The following is a 14,392-nucleotide window of genomic DNA, read 5'->3' as shown; positions in this document are numbered from 1 at the left end:
AAATGAGTCTGAAAGATAAAACACAATCCCTGTTTGCTGAAAAATTTGGCTACCCTGCCACCCATGTTATCCAGGCGCCTGGCCGCGTTAATCTGATCGGCGAGCACACCGACTATAACGACGGTTTTGTCCTGCCGTGTGCCATCGACTACCAGACGGTGATCAGCTGCGCGAAACGCGACGATCGTCATGTGCGAGTGATCGCCGCGGATTACGGCAACGAAATTGACGAATTTTCCCTCGATGCGCCGATCGTGACCCACGACAGCCAGCAGTGGTCGAACTATGTTCGCGGCGTGGTGAAGCACCTGCAAAAGCGTAACAAGAATTTCGGCGGGGCCGATCTGGTGATCAGCGGCAACGTGCCGCAGGGGGCGGGATTAAGCTCTTCCGCATCGCTGGAAGTGGCGGTCGGCACCGTGTTCCAGCAGCTTTATCATCTGCCGCTGGACGGGGCGCAGATCGCCCTCAACGGTCAGGAAGCGGAAAACCAGTTCGTGGGCTGCAACTGCGGCATTATGGATCAGCTGATTTCCGCGCTGGGCAAGAAAGAACACGCTTTGCTGATTGACTGCCGCTCCCTCGGGACCAAAGCGGTTCCGCTGCCTAAAGGGGCGGCTGTGGTGATCATCAACAGCAACTTCAAACGCACCCTGGTGGGCAGCGAGTACAACACCCGTCGCGAACAGTGCGAAACCGGCGCGCGCTTCTTCCAGCAGCCAGCCCTGCGTGATGTCTCACTTGATGAATTTAACAAGGTTGCCCACGAGCTGGACCCGGTTGTCACGAAGCGCGTGCGTCATATACTGACGGAAAATGCCCGTACCGTAGAAGCCGCCTCCGCGCTGGCAAAAGGTGACCTGAAGCGGATGGGCGAGCTGATGGCCGAATCGCATGCCTCCATGCGTGACGATTTCGAAATCACCGTGCCGCAAATCGACACCCTGGTTGAAATTGTGAAAGCCACGATTGGCGACAAAGGCGGCGTGCGTATGACCGGCGGCGGATTTGGCGGGTGCGTCGTCGCCCTGGTGCCGGAAGAGCTGGTCCCTGCCATTCAGGACGCGGTGGCTAAACAGTACGAAGCCAAAACGGGCATCAAAGAAACTTTCTATGTCTGCAAAGCATCACAAGGAGCCGGACAGTGCTAAACGAAACACCAACACTCGCACCGGATGGTCTGCCGTATCGCCTGTTAACCCTGCGCAACAGCGCCGGGATGGTGGTTACGCTGATGGACTGGGGCGCAACGTTACTTTCTGCCCGCGTACCGATGCCTGACGGCAGCGTGCGCGAAACCCTGCTTGGCTGCGCATCGCCGGAGCAGTATATCGAGCAGACCGCTTTTCTGGGCGCATCCATAGGCCGCTACGCTAACCGCATCGCCAGAAGCCAGTTTACGCTGGACGGCGTAACGTATTCCCTGCTTGCCAGCCAGGGCGAAAATCAGCTGCACGGCGGCCCGGAAGGGTTTGATAAACGTCGCTGGAAGATTGTGCAGCAAAATGACGGTGAGGTCTGGTTCTCTCTGGACTCCCTCGATGGAGACCAGGGCTTCCCGGGCAATCTCACTGCAACCGCGCGCTTCACCCTGACCGAAGATAATCGCATCGCCATTGAGTATCGCGCGACCGTCGATAAGCCGTGCCCGGTCAACCTGACTAACCACGCCTATTTCAACCTTGACGGTAATCAGACCGATGTCCGCAGCCACAAACTCCAGATCCTGGCGGACGAGTATCTCCCGGTCGATGAGATGGGTATCCCTTATCAGGCGCTGAAACCGGTAAGCGGAAATAGCTTTGATTTCCGACAGCCGAAAACCATTGCTCAGGATTTCCTGAGTGATGACGATCAGCGCAAGGTGAAAGGCTACGACCACGCGTTCCTGTTGCAGGCAAAAGGCGATCTTTCTCAACCTGCCGCACAGGTCTGGTCTGCTGATGAGAAGTTACAGATGACGGTCTACACCACCGCCCCTGCCCTACAGTTCTACTCCGGTAACTATCTGGAGGGTACTACGGCGCGTGAACATGACGCCTACGGCGCCTGGCAAGGACTGGCGCTGGAAAGCGAGTTCCTGCCGGACACGCCTAACCATCCTGAATGGCCGCAGCCGGACTGCGTGCTACGTCCGGGTGAAGAGTACGTAAGCGTCACCGAGTATCATTTCATTCCGCGCGCTTAATGTCCGGCGGCGCACGGGCCTACAAATGTAGGCCGGAGAAGCGAAGCGCCATCCGGCAAAAAAGCCTGGCCCTCACCGCGAGGGCTTTTTTATCTCCGCCTTGCTGAAAATAGCGGCGATCGCAGACAAAATCATAACCCTGGATTCACATGCATCTTACACTCTCGAACTATTTTCGCTATGGTTAGGGTTAAGCGTTGCTGCTGGCACAGTCACGGCAATATAATGAGAATTGTTATCATTCAAAATGCTTGAGGAGTAAGAAATGGCTAATACTAAGCTTGTCCTGGTGCGCCACGGCGAAAGCCAGTGGAACAACGAAAACCGCTTCACCGGTTGGTATGACGTTGATCTGTCCGAGAAAGGCGTGAGTGAAGCAAAAGCGGCAGGTAAACTGCTGAAAGAAGAAGGCTTCACCTTTGACTTTGCTTACACCTCTGTGCTGAAACGTGCCATCCATACCCTGTGGAACGTTCTGGACGAGCTGGATCAGGCCTGGCTGCCGGTTGAGAAATCCTGGAAACTGAACGAGCGTCACTACGGTGCGCTGCAAGGTCTGAACAAAGCGGAAACCGCAGAAAAATACGGTGACGAGCAGGTTAAGCAGTGGCGTCGTGGTTTTGCGGTCACGCCTCCAGAGCTGAGCAAAGATGACGAGCGCTACCCGGGCCACGATCCGCGTTACGCGAAGCTGACTGAGGCTGAACTGCCGCAGACCGAAAGCCTGGCGCTGACCATCGACCGCGTTGTGCCTTACTGGAACGAAACCATTCTGCCACGCCTGAAAAGCGGCGAGCGCGTCATTATCGCTGCTCACGGTAACTCCCTGCGTGCGCTGGTGAAATACCTGGATAACATGGGTGAAGATGAAATCCTCGAGCTGAATATCCCTACCGGCGTGCCGCTGGTGTACGAGTTCGACGAAAACTTCAAGCCAGTTAAACATTACTACCTGGGTAACGCCGACGAAATCGCTGCAAAAGCGGCGGCCGTGGCGAACCAGGGTAAAGCGAAGTAATATTCCCCGGACATAAAAAAAGCGTGGAGCAATCCACGCTTTTTTATTGCCCGGGACAAACTTAGCCGCGACGCGCTTTAACCGCATCCGCCAACTGATGCAGGATCGCATCGGTATCGTCCCAGCCAATGCAGGCATCCGTCACGCTCTTACCGTAGACCAGCGGCTCACTGCCCTCCAGGTTCTGGTTGCCTTCCACCAGATGGCTCTCAATCATCACCCCAATCACTGCGCGTTCACCGCTGGCGATTTGCTGACACACATCTGCGCCGACTTCCATCTGCTTTTTAAACTGTTTGCTGGAGTTGGCATGGCTGAAATCGATCATCACCTGCGGTGCCAGACCCGCTTTCTCCAGCCCTGCTTTTACCTCCGCTACGTGTTTAGCACTGTAGTTAGGCTCTTTACCGCCGCGCAGTATAATATGGCAATCGCCATTACCGCTGGTATTCACGATAGCGGAGTGGCCCCACTTGGTCACCGACAGGAAGCAGTGCGGCGCGCCAGCCGCATTAATGGCGTCAATAGCGACTTTAATGGTGCCATCAGTGCCATTTTTGAAACCCACCGGGCATGACAGGCCAGACGCCAGCTCACGGTGAACCTGAGATTCCGTCGTACGCGCGCCAATAGCGCCCCAGCTCATCAGGTCAGCCAGATACTGCGGGGTGATCATATCGAGGAATTCTCCGGCAGCAGGCAGCCCGCTGTCGTTGATCTCCAGCAGCAGCTTACGCGCAATGCGCAGGCCGTCGTTGATCTGGAAACTGTTGTCCATATGCGGATCGTTGATCAACCCTTTCCAGCCCACGGTGGTACGCGGTTTTTCGAAATAAACGCGCATCACGATTTCCAGTTCGCCTTTCAGCTCTTCACGCAGGGCGAGCAGACGGGACGCATACTCTTTGGCCGCAGCAGGATCGTGAATGGAGCACGGCCCAATGACCACCAGAAGACGATCGTCGCTACCTTTCAGGATCTTGTGGATCGCCTTGCGGGCATGAGACACCGTGTTGGCGGCATTTTCGGTGGCAGGGAATTTTTCAAGGAGCGCTACGGGAGGTAATAACTCATTGATCTCTTTAATGCGTAAATCGTCGTTCTGATAATTCATCTTCTTTCCGGCTCTGCCATATCTTTAGTAATGAAAGCAATCCTTTCAATCTAACTTGTCGGCCACGAAGTGTAAACGGGCTTTTACACTTCGCGCAGATAATTCCTGGAATTCGCCTAAAATACACAACAAAATAGCGAAAAATGAGATCTGGCCTAAGCTTTTTACTTGTAACGACTGTTTTTAAATATTTATACGCGATTCCATCCTGACATAAATCAGGAAACTGGGATCTTTCGCCACTGAACAAGATGCACTGTTGGAGAATGTTATCCAGCGTAACGATAAGAACAGGAGCACCATGATGAAAATGACGAAACTGACTACGCTTTTCCTGACGGCAACCCTTACTCTGGCAAGCGGTAGCGTACTGGCTGCTGACGCAGGCTCATCCGGCAGCAACGGCGACGCGAATGCCGCTGCCGAAGCAGGCCAGGTTGCGCCGGATGCAAAACAGAATATTGCGCCAAACAATGTTGATAACAGTAATATCAACACGGGCAATACCAACACCGGCGGGACGAACACAGGCACGATGAACCATGAGGGTATGACTACCGACGAGGTTCATAAAAACTCAGTGTGTAAAGACGGGAAATGCCCGGACCCGAATGACAAAGTAGGCAGCGATGCCAATACCAAAACGGACGGTACTACCCAGTAACCTTCCGTAAGGTAAAACAGGGAGAGCGAATGCTCTCCTTTTTTATTTAAGCTCTTAAAAACGCTAAACTAAAAATAATAATAAATCAGGAACGATACCATGGCGCACTCCCACTCCCACTCCCATTCCCACTCCACTGGCGATGAAAATGCCAAACGGCTTCTGCTGGCTTTTGGCGTCACTGCCACCTTTATGATAATTGAGGTCACAGGCGGACTGATATCCGGATCGCTGGCGCTGCTGGCCGATGCCGGGCATATGCTGACCGACGCTGCCGCGCTCCTGTTTGCTCTGCTGGCCGTGCAGTTTGCCCGTCGCCCTCCCAATACCCGCCACACCTTTGGCTGGCTCAGACTGACCACGCTTGCCGCCTTTGTGAATGCGATTGCACTGGTGGTCATTACTCTTCTTATCGTCTGGGAGGCTTTTCAGCGCTTTCGGCATCCACAACCGATAGCCGGGACGACAATGATGGTTATCGCCATTGCCGGGTTGGTCGCCAATATTCTGGCGTTCTGGATATTGCACCGCGGCAGCAGTGAAAAAAATCTGAACGTACGGGCCGCGGCGCTTCATGTGCTGGGCGATCTGCTGGGTTCCGTAGGGGCCATCGTAGCCGCGCTGATCATTATGGGCACGGGCTGGACCCCTATCGACCCGATTCTTTCCGTGCTGGTATCGTGCCTTGTATTACGCAGTGCCTGGCGGCTGTTGAAAGAGAGCGTCAATGAGCTGCTGGAAGGCGCTCCCACGTCGCTGGATATTGGCGAGCTAAAACGCAATCTGTGTCGTTCCATTCCTGAAGTCCGTAACGTTCACCACGTTCACGTCTGGCTGGTGGGTGAGAAACCGCTTATGACGCTGCACGTTCAGGTTATTCCGCCCCACGATCACGATGCGTTGCTTGAACGTATTCGGCACTTCCTTGAGCATCACTACGAAATTGCGCACGCCACCATCCAGATGGAGTATCAGCCATGTAACGGGCCAGACTGTCACCTGAACGAGGCGCAGTCCGGCCACTCACACGCCCATCACCATTAACGGGAAAGCGCGCGCGAGCCACGCTCACGCGCGCTGTTAATCCACATGCGACTGCCGTTCAGGGCAATGACCGTCAGCAGCATGTACTCCAGCGACATGGCATAAACACCCTGACGGGCAAAAATCACCACGCTAATGACGTTGATGACCACCCACAGCAGCCAGTTCTCAACGTATTTACGGGTCATCAGGATCATTGCGGCAATCGACAGTACCATCATGCAGGAATCCCAGAACGGGAAGGCATCCGGCTGAAGCTCAGGCATCGTCACGTTTAATCCCAGACCCGACATGACCGAGACCGCCACGCGCGTCAGGAAGGCAAATACCGGATCAATAAAGACGGTCATAAAGCCGATAGCTACCACGCAGGCCGCGAACCAGGTGATGGCTTTTGGCAACGGCAGCCAGCGGATTTGCAGTTCCGCCTCCTGCTGACTGTTTTGCCGAGACCAGGCGTACCAGCCATAGATATTGGCTGCGAAGAAGAACAGCTGTAGAAGCAGGCTGGCGTAGAGCTGGATCTGGAAAAAGATGATCGCAAACAGCGTGACGTTTATCAGCCCGAACGCATAGTTGCTGATCTTCTCAAGGCTGGCCAGCCAGATACAGAGTAAACCGGCCAGCGTACCCACCGCTTCAATCCACGACAGGTCATAGCCGCCCGCACCAATCGGGATATGAACCAGGATGTTCTGTGTGCTAAAAAAATCCATTTTTTCTCCGGAGCGTAATAAGTTAAGTACGTAGTGTAGCCGCAAAATCCAGCATACGGTTAAGTGGAATTAACGCGCCTTCACGCAGAGTGGCATCCACGTGGATCTCATGCGCTGCGCCACCGTTTTCCAGCCCCTCCGCAATCGCTTTGAGCCCATTCATCGCCATCCACGGACAATGCGCGCAGCTTCGGCAGGTCGCCCCTTCTCCGGCGGTCGGCGCTTCGAGCAACGTTTTTTCCGGCACGGCCTGCTGCATCTTGTAGAAGATACCGCGATCGGTCGCCACAATTAGCTGCTTGTTCGGCAGGGTTTTCGCAGCATGAATAAGCTGGCTGGTTGACCCGACGGCATCCGCCATGTCGACGATGGACTGCGGGGATTCCGGGTGCACCAGAATCGCGGCGTCCGGGTATAACCCTCTCATGCGCGTCAGGGCCTGGGTCTTAAACTCGTCGTGAACGATACAGGCGCCCTGCCAGCACAGCACATCCGCACCGGTTTGTTTTTGTACATAGTTTCCCAGGTGACGATCGGGCGCCCAGATGATTTTCTCCCCCAGGCTGTCCAGATGCTCAATCAGCTCAACGGCGATACTAGAGGTCACTACCCAGTCTGCCCGGGCTTTCACCGCCGCAGACGTGTTGGCATAGACCACCACGGTACGATCAGGGTGGGCATCACAGAAGGCGGTGAACTCATCAATCGGGCAACCGAGGTCAAGGGAGCATTCGGCATTCAGCGTCGGCATCAGTATGGTTTTTTCCGGGCTGAGAATTTTTGCCGTTTCGCCCATGAAGCGCACACCTGCAACCAGCAGCGTGGAGGCCGGATGTTTTGCACCGAAACGCGCCATTTCCAGGGAGTCTGAGATACAGCCGCCCGTCTCTTCTGCCAGCTGCTGAATTTCCGGGTCGGTGTAGTAATGCGCCACCATCACCGCATCACGCTCTTTAAGCAGGCGCTTGATTTTTTCACGATAGAACTGTTTTTCATCCCGGCTTAGCGGAGCGGGCTTCGGCGGGAAGGGATAGATTGCGGTTTCGGGATCAAACATCACACTCATTATGGCTTCTCGTTTTACTGGCTTAACAATATTGCCTTTGTTTTGCATGAGATAACAAAAATGAGGCAATGGTGTTTTGTATACTAAACAAGATAGCGAATTTGAGGGGGAATGTCATCGGGAATTGATGCCGGTAGCATCTGTCGGGTGGCGGCTTCGCCTTACCCGACCTACAAGGCCCTGACGAACGACAGATAGCAAAAAGGCGCCTTTAGGGCGCCTTTCAACACTGGTGGGTCGTGCAGGATTCGAACCTGCGACCAATTGATTAAAAGTCAACTGCTCTACCAACTGAGCTAACGACCCCTTGCGGGATGTACTTCAAATCTATTCAGGCTGGTGGGTCGTGCAGGATTCGAACCTGCGACCAATTGATTAAAAGTCAACTGCTCTACCAACTGAGCTAACGACCCGTTCGGGTGTTGCCTGAATTATCACTCGGAACCAATAAAATTGGTGGGTCGTGCAGGATTCGAACCTGCGACCAATTGATTAAAAGTCAACTGCTCTACCAACTGAGCTAACGACCCGTTCGGGTGTTGCCTGAATTATCACTCGGAACCAATAAAATTGGTGGGTCGTGCAGGATTCGAACCTGCGACCAATTGATTAAAAGTCAACTGCTCTACCAACTGAGCTAACGACCCGAGTGGTGGGTGATGACGGGCTCGAACCGCCGACCCCCTCCGTGTAAAGGAGATGCTCTACCAACTGAGCTAATCACCCACTCTGTACTGCCAGAACTGCTTTAAGTGGTGGGTCGTGCAGGATTCGAACCTGCGACCAATTGATTAAAAGTCAACTGCTCTACCAACTGAGCTAACGACCCACTTTTGCGCTGCTTTCACGTTGTTTGATATCCCGTGGCAACGGCGGCATATATTACTGATTTAAGAATTCTGCGCAACAAAAATTTCGATGAAGATCACTTAACTGCTTAGGAATCATGCTGCACGACCAGAAATGACGCGATTTCTGGTCATGCGATAATCAACCCATCGAACTCAAACGTTTTTGCGCTTGTTTGGCACCGTCTGTACCCGGGAATTTTGCAACCACCTGCTGATAAACCGCTTTGGCTTTTGCAGTGTCGCCTTTGTCCTGCATGATCACGCCGACTTTATACATCGCATCAGGCGCTTTCGGTGATTTCGGGTAATTTTTCACCACAGAGGCAAAATAAAACGCCGCATCATCCTTTTTACCCTTGTTGTAATTCAACTGACCCAGCCAGTAGTTCGCATTTGGCTGGTAAGTGGAATCAGGGTACTTCTTAACGAAGTTCTGAAACGCAACGATAGCATCGTCCTGGCGCGATTTGTCCTGCACCAGGGCAATGGCCGCGTTGTAGTCCGTATTCGCGTCACCGCTCTGTACAGGCGCACCAGACGACGCGGAGGCATCTGCCGCAGGTGCAGGCGTTGCCGCACCGCTTTGATCGCCTGCTGCTGGCTGTTCTGCTGCTCCGCCGCTGTTCAGGCTATCCATCTGCAACAAAATTTGCTTCTGGCGCTCCACAACCTGATTAATCTGATACTGACTCTCCTGGATCTGACCACGAAGGGAATCAATATCATTCTGGTTATCGGAAAGCTGCTGCTGGAGTTGAGTTAAAAGCTGGCTGTGAGCGTTAGAAATACGCTCGAGTTGAGTGACCCGGTCTTCTACCGAGCCTGAGCCGACACTACTGATTGGTGCCTGAGCAAAAGCGGCCCAGGGGGCCGCTATTCCAACCAGTAACGACAGACTCATCAGATGATGTCTGAAGTTACTGCTCATGCAATTCTCTTAGTAAACGAGTACGGCACGACGGTTTTTGGAGTAAGCCGCTTCGTCGTGACCCAGTACTGCTGGTTTTTCTTTACCGTAAGAAACGATGGAGATCTGGTCAGCAGAAACGCCTTTACCCTGGAGGTACATTTTAACAGCGTTTGCACGACGTTCACCCAGGGAGATGTTGTACTCCGGAGTACCACGTTCGTCCGCATGACCTTCTACGGTGACTTTGTAAGACGGGTTGCTACGCAGGAAGTTTGCGTGCGCATCCAGCATTGCAGCGAAGTCAGAACGGATGTCGTATTTATCCAGATCGAAGTAAACGATGTTGTTCTGCTGTAACTGCTGCATCTGAAGACGCGCTTGCTCTTCAGAAGACATATTGCCATTGCCGTTAGCGTCCATACCGGTGCCGGCACCCATCATGCCTTCGCCGCTCTGGTCATTGCTTGCATTCTTGTTAGAAGAACACGCTGCGATTGCCATAACAGGCAGAGCGATCATCAGCCCCTTCAGCACTTTGTTCAGTTGCATTTCTAAGATTCCTTTAGTAATCAATTAATTATTATTACAGATACGGCGACCAGGCAGGTGATTTTACCTGTCCATCAGTTGCCGGAAGACGCGCTTTGAAACGCCCATCTGTAGAAACCAGATTCAGCACGGATCCCATCCCCTGAGAAGAGCTGTAGATTACCATGGTGCCGTTAGGTGCCAGACTTGGCGTTTCATCCAGGAACGTTGACGACAGTACTTGTACGCCCCCCGTTACCAGATCTTGTTTGGCAATGTGCTGCTGACCACCCGCAGTACTGACCATTACCATCGTTTTACCATCGGCACTGACGTCAGCATCCTGGTTCTGAGAACCTTCCCAGGTAATACGCTGCGCTGCTCCGCCGTTGATATTCACTTTATAAACTTGTGGACGACCTGCCTGGTCAGACGTAAAGGCCAGATTCTGGCTGTCCGGGAACCAGGTTGGCTCAGTGTTGTTGCTACGACCATCCGTGACCTGACGGATCTGACCAGAACCAATATCCATCACGTACAGGTTCAGGCTACCGGTTTTAGACAGGGCAAACGCCAGTTTGGTACCGTCCGGAGAGAACGCAGGCGCACCGTTGTGACGCGGGAATGACGCAACCTGACGCACAGCACCGTTAGAGAGCGTCTGGATGACCAGCGCGGAACGGCCGCTTTCGAAGGTCACGTACGCCAGCTTAGAGCCGTCCGGAGACCATGCCGGAGACATCAGCGGCTGTGGTGAACGGTGTACGGTGAACTGGTTGTAGCCATCGTAGTCAGAGACGCGCAGCTCATAAGGGAACTGGCCGCCGTTAGTCTGTACTACGTACGCGATACGAGTACGGAACGCACCTTTAATACCGGTCAGCTTCTCAAACACTTCGTCACTCGCCGTATGGCCTGCGTAACGCAGCCACTGCTTGTTCACCTTATACGTGTTTTGAGCCAGAACGGTACCCGGCGCACCGCCGGTATCCACCAGCTGATAAGCGACGTTATAGCCGCCGTCTGGCGCAGGAGTAACCTGTCCGACAACCACGGCATCGATACCCAGTGCAGACCATGCAGCAGGTTGAACTTCCTGAGCGGTACCCGGCTGCTGCGGCAGACGAGAACGATCTAAGGGGTTAAATTTACCGCTGTTACGCAGGTCAGCTGCAACAATGCCGCCAATATCTTCAGGCGCAGCGCCCGGGCCTGCCCACTGGAACGGAACGACACCGATTGGACGCGCTGAGTCGTTCCAGTCGGTAATGTCGATGCTTACTGTGGCATGCACTGCTGACGTCAACAGTACTAAAAAACCAAAAGCTAATCGTAATGCCTGCTTCATCATATCTCCCTTATCCGAACAATAAGTCCTGGATAATTTAGCAGAAGGTTAACAAACTCAAATACACAAAACTATCAGAACCCGATAACCGCAGCTCTGCTTATGGCTTAAAGTTCAGCGAAGCGTCTTTGAACACTTCATAGACAGCCTGTGACGGAGGTTTTGGCAGTTTTGCCTGATTCACTGCCACAAGTGCAGCCTGGCATAACGCTTCATCTCCCCCTTCTGACTCAACGCTCAGCACCATACCATCCGTAGCCAGTTTAATATGCAGTCGGCAGGTTTTCCCGGTATAGAGCGATTTATCGTTAAGTCTGCTGGCAATAGCCGCAGCAATCTGATTCTTATAGTCGTTGATCTCAGCGCCAGAAGCACCGTTGTTCTTAGTGTTACCACTTCCTGCCGGTGCTGCGTTACTTCCTTTCGCCCCACCGCCCGTTTTCGGTGCATTCTTACCGGAGCTCAGGTCGCCCAGCAGATCGTCAACCCCTGCGGCAGCGGCTTTTTCCGCAGCAGCGGCCTTTTTAGCTGCGGCTTTTTCGGCAGCCGCTTTCTTATCAGCAGCGGCTTTCTCAGCTGCCGCTTTTTTATCAGCAGCGGCTTTTTCCGCAGCGGCGGCTTTTTCTGCCGCAGCTTTCTCGGCGGCGGCCGCTTTTTTCGCAGCATCGGCAGCCGCTTTCTTCTCTGCTTCCTGCGCAGCTTTTTTGGCGGCTTCCGCTTCGGCTTTCTTCTGTGCGTCAGCGGCAGCTTTTTTCGCCGCTTCGGCTTCTGCTTTCTTCTTCGCATCAGCAGCGGCTTTCTTCGCTGCTTCGGCTTCCGCTTTCTTCTGCGCATCAGCAGCCGCTTTCTTCGCCGCGTCTGCGGCTAACTTAGCCTGAGCATCTGCCTGCGCCTTCGCGTCTGCTGCGGCTTTGGCTGCCGCCTCTTCCGCCTGCTTCTGCTGCTCCTGAGCTTTCTTCGCTGCGGCTTCAGCCTGTTTCTGCTGCTCCGCCTGCTCTTTAGCGGCTTCCTGCGCCTGCAAACGCTCTTTCTCAAGCTGCTTCAGACGTTCCTGCTCGGCGGCCTGCTTTTCACGCAGCTCTTCCGCCTGCTGTTGCGCCTGTTTTTCTCGCTGCTCTTCAGCACGTTTAGAGCTCGCCTGCTGCTGTTGCTGACGATTATAGTTCTGAACGATCGCACCGGGATCCACCATGACGGCGTCGATGGACGAGCCCCCACCGCCGCCTGATGCATCAAGGTGCTCATCGAACGAACTCCAGATCAGCGCTGCAAAAAGAATTACGTGCAGCACTGCGGAGACGATTATCGCTCGCTTAAGCTTGTCGTTCTGTTCGGTTGCCTTTGACACTATCGGTTCCCAAAAACTACGCAGATGATCAAATAGGCTGAGTCATTAAGCCAACTGACTTAACGCCCGCGCTATGTAGCAAGTTCAGCGCTTTGATAATTTCATCATATGGTACGTCTTTCGCACCACCGATTAAGAAGACCGTCTTCGGATTTGACTCCAGGCGTCGTTGCGCTTCAGCAATAACCTGCTCTGGCGGAAGCTGATCCATACGATCTTTCTCTACCACCACGCTGTACTGCCCTACGCCGGAAACCTCAATGATGACCGGAGGATCGTCATTGGTGCTTACCGCCTGTGATTCTGTCGCATCCGGCAGATCAACTTCCACGCTCTGGGTGATGATGGGCGCCGTCGCCATAAAGATCAGCAGCAGCACCAGCAGCACGTCCAGTAACGGAACGATATTGATTTCGGACTTGAGCTCGCGACGACCTCGTCCACGCGATCTGGCCATGGTTTACCCCTTGTTGCTCTCGGTGCTGGTAAACGCCTGACGATGCAGAATCGCGGTGAACTCTTCCATAAAGTTGTCGTAGTTCAGTTCCAGTTTGTTCACGCGCTGGTTCAGACGGTTGTACGCCATTACCGCCGGAATTGCGGCGAACAGACCGATTGCGGTCGCGATCAGTGCTTCTGCGATACCCGGCGCAACCATCTGCAACGTTGCCTGCTTCACCGCCCCAAGGGCGATAAAGGCGTGCATGATCCCCCACACCGTACCAAACAGGCCGATATACGGGCTGATGGAGCCAACGGTTCCGAGGAAAGGAATATGCGTTTCAAGATTTTCCAGTTCGCGGTTCATGGAGATGCGCATCGCACGCGACGCCCCTTCTACCACGGCTTCCGGCGCATGGCTGTTAGCGCGATGTAAGCGAGCGAACTCTTTGAAACCGCTGTAGAAAATTTGTTCGGAGCCTGAAAGGTTATCACGGCGTCCCTGGCTTTCCTGGTACAGACGCGAAAGCTCAATACCCGACCAGAACTTATCTTCAAACGCTTCGGCTTCGCGGCCAGCGGCATTGAGGATACGCGTTCTCTGGATGATGATGGCCCAGGATGCGATTGAAAAACCAATCAAAATCAACATGATAAGTTTAACCAGAAGGCTTGCCTTCAGGAACAAATCAAGGATATTCATGTCAGTCACTGCTTAAACTCCGCGACAATAGACTTAGGAAGCGCACGAGGCTTCATTATGGTTGGATCAACACAGACAATCAGGACTTCAGCTGAGTTCAGTACCGTGTTCTCTGCATTGACTATCCGCTGCGTGAAAACCAGTGAAGTTCCGCGCATTGATGTAATTTCTGTTTGGACTTCGAGCATATCGTCGAGTCTGGCAGGCGCAAAATACTCAAGCGTCATCTTGCGTACCACGAAGGCAACTCGCTCAGCCAACAGCACCTGTTGACTAAAGTGATGATGGCGCAGCATCTCTGTGCGTGCCCGTTCATAAAAAGCAACGTAGCTGGCGTGGTAGACCACACCACCGGCATCGGTATCTTCGTAATAGACACGTACCGGCCATCGAAACAGCGTTGTATTCACTTTACATCCCGGTAATACAAGAAAAGTTGGAGCTTTCAAACTT

The 14,392-nt window shown here is 53.6% G+C and carries 15 protein-coding genes and 6 tRNA genes; 5 read left to right on the top strand and 16 right to left on the bottom strand.

Features of this window, described 5'->3' with window-relative positions:
* Window positions 1-2: 2 nt before the first annotated feature.
* The 3 genes from galK (at window position 3) to gpmA (ending at window position 3,206) form a co-directional block, all read left to right on the top strand.
* The gene (galK, locus tag ACOTWU_RS01120; protein WP_023324336.1) at window positions 3-1,151 is read left to right on the top strand and encodes a galactokinase; all 1,149 of its coding nucleotides are present in this window, start codon (window positions 3-5) and stop codon (window positions 1,149-1,151) included.
* A complete protein-coding gene (galM, locus tag ACOTWU_RS01115; RefSeq protein WP_040117389.1) occupies window positions 1,145-2,188 on the top strand; it encodes a galactose-1-epimerase in 1,044 nt (347 codons plus the stop codon). Before galK ends, galM begins: the two co-directional genes overlap by 7 nt.
* Window positions 2,189-2,453: 265 nt before the next feature.
* The gene (gene gpmA, locus ACOTWU_RS01110; RefSeq protein WP_006809557.1) at window positions 2,454-3,206 is read left to right on the top strand and encodes a 2,3-diphosphoglycerate-dependent phosphoglycerate mutase; all 753 of its coding nucleotides are present in this window, start codon (window positions 2,454-2,456) and stop codon (window positions 3,204-3,206) included.
* Window positions 3,207-3,267: 61 nt separating this feature from the next.
* Here the strand turns inward: gpmA and aroG are convergent, their stop codons facing one another.
* A complete protein-coding gene (gene aroG / locus ACOTWU_RS01105; protein ID WP_017694130.1) occupies window positions 3,268-4,320 on the bottom strand; it encodes a 3-deoxy-7-phosphoheptulonate synthase AroG in 1,053 nt (350 codons plus the stop codon).
* A gap of 304 nt (window positions 4,321-4,624) precedes the next feature.
* Between aroG and ACOTWU_RS01100 the strand changes: the two genes are divergently transcribed.
* Together ACOTWU_RS01100 and zitB are read left to right on the top strand one after the other, a co-directional pair.
* Entirely contained in the window at window positions 4,625-4,984 is a 360-nt protein-coding gene (locus ACOTWU_RS01100) for a protein YbgS (RefSeq protein ID WP_003858566.1), read from the top strand.
* Window positions 4,985-5,083: 99 nt separating this feature from the next.
* Window positions 5,084-6,028 (top strand): CDF family zinc transporter ZitB, encoded by a 945-nt coding sequence (gene zitB / locus ACOTWU_RS01095; protein WP_040117388.1) that lies wholly within the window; start codon window positions 5,084-5,086, stop codon window positions 6,026-6,028.
* On the opposite strand, the gene pnuC is transcribed toward zitB, so the two are convergent.
* The 15 genes from pnuC to ybgC form a co-directional block, all read right to left on the bottom strand.
* Window positions 6,025-6,744 carry a nicotinamide riboside transporter PnuC gene (pnuC, locus tag ACOTWU_RS01090; protein WP_017694131.1) on the bottom strand — a complete coding sequence of 240 codons (720 nt, stop codon included), beginning with the start codon at window positions 6,742-6,744 and terminating at the stop codon, window positions 6,025-6,027. The two genes, zitB and pnuC, sit on opposite strands and share 4 nt — an antisense overlap.
* 22 nt (window positions 6,745-6,766) lie before the next feature.
* Complete coding sequence (gene nadA, locus ACOTWU_RS01085) at window positions 6,767-7,810, bottom strand: quinolinate synthase NadA (RefSeq protein ID WP_040117387.1); 1,044 nt, start codon at window positions 7,808-7,810, stop codon at window positions 6,767-6,769.
* Between the two features lie 230 nt (window positions 7,811-8,040).
* Window positions 8,041-8,116: transfer RNA gene (locus tag ACOTWU_RS01080), tRNA-Lys, on the bottom strand.
* A gap of 31 nt (window positions 8,117-8,147) precedes the next feature.
* A tRNA-Lys gene (locus ACOTWU_RS01075) sits at window positions 8,148-8,223 on the bottom strand.
* 41 nt (window positions 8,224-8,264) lie between these two features.
* A tRNA-Lys gene (locus tag ACOTWU_RS01070) sits at window positions 8,265-8,340 on the bottom strand.
* A gap of 41 nt (window positions 8,341-8,381) precedes the next feature.
* Window positions 8,382-8,457: transfer RNA gene (locus ACOTWU_RS01065), tRNA-Lys, on the bottom strand.
* 3 nt (window positions 8,458-8,460) lie between these two features.
* Window positions 8,461-8,536 (bottom strand) — tRNA-Val (locus tag ACOTWU_RS01060).
* A gap of 27 nt (window positions 8,537-8,563) precedes the next feature.
* Window positions 8,564-8,639 (bottom strand) — tRNA-Lys (locus tag ACOTWU_RS01055).
* A 161-nt stretch (window positions 8,640-8,800) separates the two neighbouring features.
* Entirely contained in the window at window positions 8,801-9,589 is a 789-nt protein-coding gene (gene cpoB / locus ACOTWU_RS01050) for a cell division protein CpoB (protein WP_126499045.1), read from the bottom strand.
* Between the two features lie 9 nt (window positions 9,590-9,598).
* Window positions 9,599-10,120 carry a peptidoglycan-associated lipoprotein Pal gene (pal, locus tag ACOTWU_RS01045; protein ID WP_003858578.1) on the bottom strand — a complete coding sequence of 174 codons (522 nt, stop codon included), beginning with the start codon at window positions 10,118-10,120 and terminating at the stop codon, window positions 9,599-9,601.
* A 34-nt stretch (window positions 10,121-10,154) separates the two neighbouring features.
* Entirely contained in the window at window positions 10,155-11,447 is a 1,293-nt protein-coding gene (gene tolB / locus ACOTWU_RS01040; protein ID WP_017384962.1) for a Tol-Pal system beta propeller repeat protein TolB, read from the bottom strand.
* A 100-nt stretch (window positions 11,448-11,547) separates the two neighbouring features.
* Window positions 11,548-12,795, bottom strand: a complete 1,248-nt coding sequence (tolA, locus tag ACOTWU_RS01035) for a cell envelope integrity protein TolA (RefSeq protein ID WP_045328908.1) — start codon at window positions 12,793-12,795, stop codon at window positions 11,548-11,550.
* A 28-nt stretch (window positions 12,796-12,823) separates the two neighbouring features.
* A complete protein-coding gene (gene tolR, locus ACOTWU_RS01030) occupies window positions 12,824-13,252 on the bottom strand; it encodes a colicin uptake protein TolR (protein ID WP_003858589.1) in 429 nt (142 codons plus the stop codon).
* 3 nt (window positions 13,253-13,255) lie between these two features.
* Window positions 13,256-13,948, bottom strand: coding sequence for a Tol-Pal system protein TolQ (gene tolQ / locus ACOTWU_RS01025; RefSeq protein ID WP_003858590.1), 693 nt, complete (start codon window positions 13,946-13,948; stop codon window positions 13,256-13,258).
* Window positions 13,945-14,349, bottom strand: a complete 405-nt coding sequence (gene ybgC, locus ACOTWU_RS01020) for a tol-pal system-associated acyl-CoA thioesterase (RefSeq protein WP_003858593.1) — start codon at window positions 14,347-14,349, stop codon at window positions 13,945-13,947. Before ybgC ends, tolQ begins: the two co-directional genes overlap by 4 nt.
* Between the last annotated feature and the right edge of the window lie 43 nt (window positions 14,350-14,392).

The organism is Enterobacter cloacae complex sp. GYL001, from assembly GCF_049237125.1.
In the GTDB taxonomy this organism is placed as follows: domain Bacteria; phylum Pseudomonadota; class Gammaproteobacteria; order Enterobacterales; family Enterobacteriaceae; genus Enterobacter; species Enterobacter hormaechei_C.
The sequence above is the reverse complement of the archived record's forward strand: the minus strand, read 5'-3'. Positions and strand labels throughout refer to the sequence as shown.